Origin of the sequence: Brevibacterium sanguinis (assembly GCF_039528855.1) — a bacterium.
Classification (GTDB): Bacteria; Actinomycetota; Actinomycetes; order Actinomycetales; family Brevibacteriaceae; genus Brevibacterium; species Brevibacterium sanguinis.
This window is the reverse complement of record NZ_BAAAMB010000005.1, coordinates 131,020-138,756: the sequence shown is the minus strand read 5'-3', so window position 1 is coordinate 138,756 and position 7,737 is coordinate 131,020. Positions and strand designations below refer to the sequence as shown.

At 67.6% G+C, this 7,737-nt stretch carries 4 protein-coding genes; 3 read left to right on the top strand and 1 reads right to left on the bottom strand.

Annotated features, from left to right (window positions below):
- Positions 1 to 33: 33 nt before the first annotated feature.
- A complete protein-coding gene (locus tag ABD154_RS05510) occupies positions 34 to 324 on the bottom strand; it encodes a YciI family protein (RefSeq protein WP_211979180.1) in 291 nt (96 codons plus the stop codon).
- A 71-nt stretch (positions 325 to 395) separates the two neighbouring features.
- Between ABD154_RS05510 and ABD154_RS05505 the strand changes: the two genes are divergently transcribed.
- The 3 genes from ABD154_RS05505 (at position 396) to uvrC (ending at position 7,717) form a co-directional block, all read left to right on the top strand.
- The gene (locus tag ABD154_RS05505) at positions 396 to 2,909 is read left to right on the top strand and encodes a DEAD/DEAH box helicase (RefSeq protein WP_211979181.1); all 2,514 of its coding nucleotides are present in this window, start codon (positions 396 to 398) and stop codon (positions 2,907 to 2,909) included.
- Between the two features lie 73 nt (positions 2,910 to 2,982).
- A complete protein-coding gene (uvrA, locus tag ABD154_RS05500; protein WP_211979182.1) occupies positions 2,983 to 5,862 on the top strand; it encodes an excinuclease ABC subunit UvrA in 2,880 nt (959 codons plus the stop codon).
- Positions 5,855 to 7,717, top strand: coding sequence for an excinuclease ABC subunit UvrC (uvrC, locus tag ABD154_RS05495; RefSeq protein WP_211979183.1), 1,863 nt, complete (start codon positions 5,855 to 5,857; stop codon positions 7,715 to 7,717). The genes uvrA and uvrC overlap by 8 nt, the downstream gene beginning before the upstream one ends.
- The last annotated feature ends 20 nt before the right edge of the window (positions 7,718 to 7,737 follow it).

Sequence of the window (7,737 nt, the reverse complement as noted above, 5' to 3'; positions counted from 1 at the left end):
TGTGTCGTTCGGACGGGCGAGTCCGGGAGCGGCTCAGTCCTCGGCGAACGCCCCGAACATCGGATTCCACTCTCGGATCCGGGTCTCGGCGATGACACCGAGGTCGTGGTACGGATCGCCGGTGAGCATGTCGCGGGCGGCATCCTGATCGGCGGCGCTGACGAGCAGCAGGCCGCCGGGCTGCTCATCGTCGGTGAACGGGCCGGAGGCGAGCATGGCACCGGACGCGTTCTGCGCGGCCTGCCACTGACGGTGTGCGGGCCTGTGCGCGAGACGCGTCTCGGTGTCGGGGCCATAGACGTAGGTGACGGCGAAAACCGGCATCTGCCACTCCTTGAGGGATTCGAGGTCAATAGGATGGACATCAGTCTAGAGCGAAAGGTCAGTGCACAGTGGTGACGAGGCTGCAGGAGATTCCGGCGGAGTTCGCCGACGAGGATGCGATCTTCGAGGCGTTCGCCGAGTACTGCCGCGAACTGGGGATCGAACCCTACCCGGCGCAGGAGGAGGCGATGCTCGCGATCCTCTCCGGGGACAACACGATCGTCGCCACCCCGACGGGGTCGGGGAAGTCCCTCGTCGCGCTGTTCGCGCTCTACTGCTCGTTCACCCGCGGCATCCGGGCGTACTACACCGCACCGCTCAAGGCGCTCGTCAGTGAGAAGTTCTTCTCCCTCATCGACGCGTTCGGGCCCGAGAACGTCGGCATGATCACCGGCGACTCGACGGTCAACGGCGATGCGCCCGTCATCTGCGCGACCGCGGAGATCCTCGCCAACCAGGCGCTGCGCGAGGGAGGACTCCTCGACGTCGGCATGGTCGTCATGGACGAGTTCCACTACTTCGCCGATCCCACCCGCGGGTGGGCCTGGCAGGTTCCGCTCCTCGAACTCCCGCAGGCGCAGATGGTGCTCATGTCGGCCACGCTCGGGGAGACGGCGGAGATCCGGGCGACGATGACGGAGACGACGGGCCGCGACTCCGCCCTCATCACCTCGGCGTCGCGTCCCGTGCCGCTCGAATACGAGTACTCGACCGAACCGCTCTCCGACACCCTCCGCGCCCTCGTCCGCCACGACCGGGCACCCGTCTACGTCGTCTCGTACTCCCAGGCCGGTGCGATCGACCTCGCCACGGGCCTGCTCTCGGTCGATCTCGCGAGCAAGGAGCAGAAGGCGAGGATCGCCGAGGAGATCAGGGGATTCACGTTCTCGAAGGGATTCGGCCAGACGCTGCGCCGGCTCCTCCTCCACGGCGTCGGCGTCCACCATGCCGGGATGCTTCCGAAGTACCGCCGCCTCGTCGAGCAGCTCGCCCTCAAGGGCGTCCTCCTCGTCATCTCCGGCACCGACACCCTCGGGGTGGGCATCAACGTGCCCATCCGCACCGTGCTCCTGACCGGGCTGACGAAGTTCGACGGGCGGCGGATGCGCAAGCTCAGCGTCCGCGAGTTCCAGCAGCTCGCCGGGCGGGCCGGTCGCGCCGGCTTCGACACCCGCGGGTTCGTCGTCGCCCAGGCCCCCGAGCACGTCATCGAGAACCTCCGCGCCGAGGCGAAGGCCGCCGGCGATGAGAAGAAGCGGAAGAAGGTGAAGAAGAAGTCCGCACCCGCCGGTTTCGTCGGGTGGTCCGAGGAGACCTTCGCCAAGCTCATCGAGTCCGCGCCGGAATCCCTGCGGTCCCGGATGCGCATCGACCATTCGATGATCCTCAACCTCATCGCCCGCCCGGGATCCGATGTCTCGACGATCAGCCGGTTCATCGATGAGACGCACGAGAGCCGCGAACGGCACCTCGACCTCAAGCTCACGGCGCTGAAGATCGGCCGTTCCCTTTTCGACGCCGGACTCATCGAGCGGCGCGGGACCGAACTCGTGCCGACGGAGGACCTCGGTCCCCAGTTCGCCCTCAACCAGCCGCTCGCCCCGTTCGTCCTCGCCGGACTCGACCTCCTCGACCCCGATTCCCCGACGTGGGCGCTCGACGTCGTCTCCCTCGTCGAGGCGACCACCCCGGTGCCCTTCGCGATCCTCAAGGGCCAGCTCGACCGGATCAAGCGGGAGACGCTGGCCGAACTCAAATCCGAGGGCCTCGAGTATCCGGAGCGGATGGCCATCCTCGACGAGGTGACCGGGCCGAAGCCGTTGGCCGAGATCCTCGAGCCCGCGTTCGACCACTTCCTCCTCGCCCACCCGTGGCTGCGGGCCGGCGACTTCGAGCCGAAGTCGATCGTGCGCGACATGGTCGAGCAGGCGATGGGCTTCACCCAGTTCGTCGGCTACTACGGTCTCGCCCGTGCCGAAGGCAGCCTCCTGCGCTACCTTACCGACGTCTACCGGGCGCTGACCCACAACGTCCCGGCCGACCGGCGCGGGGAGGAGCTCCAGGACATCATCGAATGGCTCGGGGAGACGGTGGCCCGCACCGACTCCTCCCTCCTCGACGAATGGCGCACCCTCCAGGGACTGAGTCCCACGGACTTCGGCGACGAGGAGCTGCCCGACCTCGACCGCGCGTTCTCGGCGAACACGAAGCTCTTCACCGCCGAGATCCGCAATGCGATGTTCCATCGCGTGCTGCTCGCCGAACGCGCGGACTACGCCGAGCTCGGCCGCCTCGACGCGGAGTCCGGGTTCGACGAGAAGGCCTGGGAGACCGCGATCGAGGACTTCTACGACGAATACGGCGACCTGCTCGTCGACCAGACCGCGCGGGGACGGGAATATATCGACATCGTTCCCGGTTCGACCACCTGGAGTGTGCGTCAGATCCTCGCCGATCCCGACGGCAACCGCGACTGGGCGATCGATGCCGAGGTCGACGTCGCCGCGAGCGATGAGACCGGGGACATCGTCGTGCGCATCCTCGCCGTCGGAGAGATCGCCGAGAACCATGTCAGGGCCGAGTGAGACACTCCTCGCAGGCGCTGCCTCCTCCCGCCGCGACCGTCATGTCAGGACCGAGTAATACAGTGGACAGGTGATGAAAACGAACAGTGCGAACAGCGCGCAGAACCCCTCCGGCGTGTCCCACCTCGACACGCTGTGGGTCAAGGGCGCCCGCGCGCACAACCTCAAGAACGTCGAGATCGCGCTGCCGCGCGACTCCATGGTCGTCTTCACCGGACTCTCGGGGTCGGGCAAGTCGTCGCTGGCGTTCGACACGATCTTCGCCGAAGGACAGCGCCGGTACGTCGAATCCCTGTCGTCGTACGCCCGGATGTTCCTCGGCCAGATGGACAAACCCGATGTCGACTTCATCGAAGGGCTCTCCCCGGCGGTGTCGATCGATCAGAAGTCGACCTCGCGCAACCCGCGGTCGACGGTCGGCACGATCACCGAGGTCTACGACTTCCTCCGCCTCCTCTGGGCGCGCATCGGCGTGCCCCACTGTCCGATCTGCGGCGAGATCATCACGAAGCAGACCCCGCAGCAGATCGTCGATCAGCTCCTCGAGCTGCCGGAGCGGACGAAGTTCCTCGTCCTCGCGCCCGTCGTGCGCCTGCGCAAGGGCGAATTCGTCGACCTCTTCACCGACCTGCAGGCGAAGGGCTTCTCCCGTGCCATCGTCGACGGTGAGCAGATCAGCCTGAGCGACCCGCCGACCCTGGACAAGAAGTACAAGCACACGATCTCCGTCGTCGTCGATCGCCTCGTCGCGAAGCCCGGCATGCGCCCGCGTCTCACGGACTCCGTCGAGACCGCTCTCGGACTCGCCGACGGCCGCATCGACATCGACCTCGTCGACGAGGGCGTGACCCGCACGTTCTCCGAGCACATGTCGTGTCCGAACGAGCATCCGCTGACGATCGACGAGATCGAACCCCGGACCTTCTCCTTCAACTCGCCCTTCGGCGCGTGCCCGACGTGCGACGGCATCGGCACCCGGCTCCAGGTCGATGAGAGCCTCGTCGTCCCCGACGAGGACCTCAGCCTCGGCGCCGGCGCGGTCGCTCCGTGGTCGGGCGGCAAACAGGTGTCGAAGTACTTCAACCGCCTGCTCACCGGTCTCGGCAACGAGCTCGGCTTCACGCTCAAGACCCCGTGGAAGGACCTCACGAGCGCACAGCGCACCGCGATCCTCACCGGCAAGGACTACGAGGTCCACGTCAAGTACCGCAACCGCTTCGGGCGGGAGCGGACGTACTCGACGGGCTTCGAGGGCGTCTTCCAGTACATCCAGCGCAAGCACGACGAAACCGAGTCCGACTGGTCGCGTGAGCGCTACGAGTCGTACATGCGCGAGATCCCGTGCGCCTCGTGCAACGGCACCCGGCTCAAACCCGAGGCCCTCGCCGTCAAGGTCGGTGACCGCTCGATCGCCGAGGTGGCTGAGCTCGCCCTCGACGAGGCGGCCGGCTTCCTCTCCGGACTCGAGCTCAGCGGCCGTGACGCGGCTGTCGCCGCGCAGGTGATGAAGGAGATCAACGCCCGCCTCGGCTTCCTCCTCGACGTCGGCCTCGAATACCTCAGCCTCAACCGCGCCGCCGGGACCCTGTCCGGCGGTGAGGCCCAGCGCATCCGCCTGGCCACGCAGATCGGCTCGGGCCTCGTCGGCGTCCTCTACGTCCTCGACGAGCCCTCGATCGGCCTCCACCAGCGCGACAACCGCCGTCTCATCGACACGCTCATCAAGCTCAAGGACCTCGGCAACACCCTCATCGTCGTCGAACACGACGAGGACACCATCGGCGCCGCGGACTGGATCGTCGACATCGGCCCCGGTGCCGGCGAGCACGGGGGAGAGGTCATCTACTCCGGTCCGGTCCCCGGGCTCAAGGACGCCGAGCGCTCGATCACCGGTGCCTACCTCGACGGACGCAAGTCCATCGCGATCCCCACCGTACGCCGGCCGATCGACCCCGAACGGATGGTCACCGTCGAGAAGGCGAGCGAGAACAACCTCCGCGACCTCACCGTCTCCTTCCCGCTCGGCGTCCTCACCGCGGTCACCGGGGTGTCCGGGTCCGGCAAGTCGACGCTCGTCAACGAGATCCTCTACACGCAGATGGCGAACGTCCTCAACGGCGCGTCCCGCGTGCCCGGTCGGCACAAGCGGGTGACGGGGCTGGAGAACCTCGACAAGGTCGTCCACGTCGACCAGTCGCCGATCGGCCGCACCCCGCGGTCGAACCCGGCGACGTACACCGGCGTCTTCGACCACATCCGCCGGCTCTTCGCCGAGACCGAGTCCGCGAAGGTCCGCGGCTACCAGCCGGGCCGCTTCTCCTTCAACGTCAAGGGCGGCCGCTGCGAGAACTGCAGCGGTGACGGCACGATCAAGATCGAGATGAACTTCCTCCCCGACGTCTACGTCCCCTGCGAGGTGTGCGGGGGAGCCCGGTACAACCGGGAGACGCTCGAGGTGACGTTCAAGGGCAAGACGATCGCCGAGGTCCTCGACATGCCCATCGAGGAGGCCGCGGAGTTCTTCGCCGCGATCCCCGCGATCTCCCGGCACCTGTCGACCCTCGTCGACGTCGGCCTCGGCTACGTCCGGCTCGGACAGCCGGCGACGACGCTCTCCGGCGGTGAGGCGCAGCGCGTCAAGCTCGCCGCCGAACTCCAGAAGCGCTCCCGCGGTCGCACCGTCTACGTGCTCGACGAGCCGACGACCGGTCTCCACTTCGAGGACATCTCGAAGCTCCTCCACGTCCTCCAGGGGCTCGTGGAAAAGGGGAACTCCGTGATCGTCATCGAGCACAACCTCGATGTCATCGCGAACTCCGACTACGTCATCGACCTCGGCCCCGAGGGCGGTCGCGGCGGCGGTCAGGTCGTCGCCGAAGGCACCCCGGAGGAGGTCGCGAAGAACCCCGCCAGCCACACCGGGCGCTTCCTCGCCGAGATGCTCGATGCCTGATCCCGCGAGCTACCGTCCGGCCACCGGCAGCATTCCCACCTCGGCCGGGGTCTACAAGTTCCGTGACCCCGACCGGCGGGTGATCTACGTCGGCAAGGCGAAGAATCTGCGGAACCGGCTCAACTCGTACTTCGCCAACCCCGCGCAGCTGCACCCGCGGACCTCGACGATGGTCCACACCGCCGCCTCGGTGGAATGGACCGTCGTCGACACCGAGGTCGAGGCCCTCCAGCTCGAGTGGACGTGGATCAACGAATTCAATCCGCGGTTCAACGTCATGTTCCGCGACGACAAGTCCTACCCCTATCTGGCGATCACGATGAACGACGAGGTGCCCAGGGCGTTCATCACCCGCGGCAAACGCCGCCGGGGCGTGAAGTACTTCGGCCCGTTCGCCCAGGTGTGGGCGATCAGGGACACCCTCGATCTCCTCCTCAAGGCGTTCCCCATGCGCACGTGCACCCCGGGGGTGTTCCGCCGTGCCGAACGCAGCGGTCGGCCGTGCCTGCTCGGGTACATCGACAAATGCGCCGCCCCGTGCGTCGGCAAGATCAGCATCGACGAGCACCGGGACCTCGCCCGCAGCGTCGTCGACTTCATGTCCGGCAACACGGGGCGCTTCATCAGCGAGCGGAAGAAGGAGATGGCCGCCGCCGCCGCCGACCTCGACTACGAACAGGCGGCACGGCTGCGCGACGAGCTCACCGCGCTGCAGAAGGTCCTCGACAAGTCCGCCGTCGTCCTCTCCGTGTCCGCCGACTGCGATGTCTTCGCCCTCGTCACCGAGGAGCTCGAAGCCTCCGTCCAGGTCTTCCACGTCCGCGGCGGCCGCATCCGCGGCCAGCGCGGGTGGATCATCGAACGCTCCGACGACCACACCCCGGCCGAGCTGACCACCGACTACCTCCGGCAGGCGTACACGGGACTCGACGCCGATGCGATCCCCAAGGAGATCCTCGTCGACACCGTGCCCGCCGACCTCGACTCGCTCGAAGCCTGGCTGAGCGAACAGCGCGGCGCCAAGGTCACCGTGCGGGTGCCCGAACGCGGCGAGAAGAAGGCCGTGCTCGAGACGGTGACGAAGAACGCTAAGGAAGCGCTCGTCCAGCACAAGCTCAAGCGCTCCTCCGACCTGACGACCCGCAGCACCGCGCTCAAGGAGATCCAGGAGCACCTCGACCTGCCCGAGGCGCCGCTGCGCATCGAGTGCATCGACATCTCCCACACCCAGGGCTCGAACGTCGTCGCCAGCCTCGTCGTCTTCGAGGACGGCCTGGCGAAGAAGCGCGACTACCGGCACTTCGCGATCCACGGCGAGGCGGCGACCGACGACACCGCCTCGATGTACGACGTCGTCTCCCGGCGCTTCAGCCGCTACCTCGAGCAGATGGCCTCCGACGAACCCGACGACCGCTTCGGGTACCGTCCCAGCCTCCTCGTCGTCGACGGCGCCGGACCCCAGGTCGCCGCGGCGACCCGGGCGCTGCACGACCTCGGAATCGTCGACATCTCCGTCGTCGGCCTCGCCAAGCGGCTCGAGGAGGTCTGGGTCCCCGACGACCCGTTCCCCGTCATCCTCCCGCGCAACTCCGAGGGACTCTTCCTCATGCAGCGCCTGCGGGACGAGGCGCACCGCTTCGCGATCACCTACCACCGGTCGAAGCGGGCGAAGGCGATGACGAGCTCCGTCCTCGATGAGATTCCCGGCCTCGGCGAGGCGAAGCGGACGGCACTCCTCAAGCACTTCGGCTCGGTGAAGCGGACACGTGCGGCCAGCGTCGAGCAGCTCTGCGAGGTCAAGGGGATCGGGCCGGCCCTGGCGGAGAAGATCGCCGCGGCCCTGCAGACGGACTGAACCCCACCATCCCGAGCTGA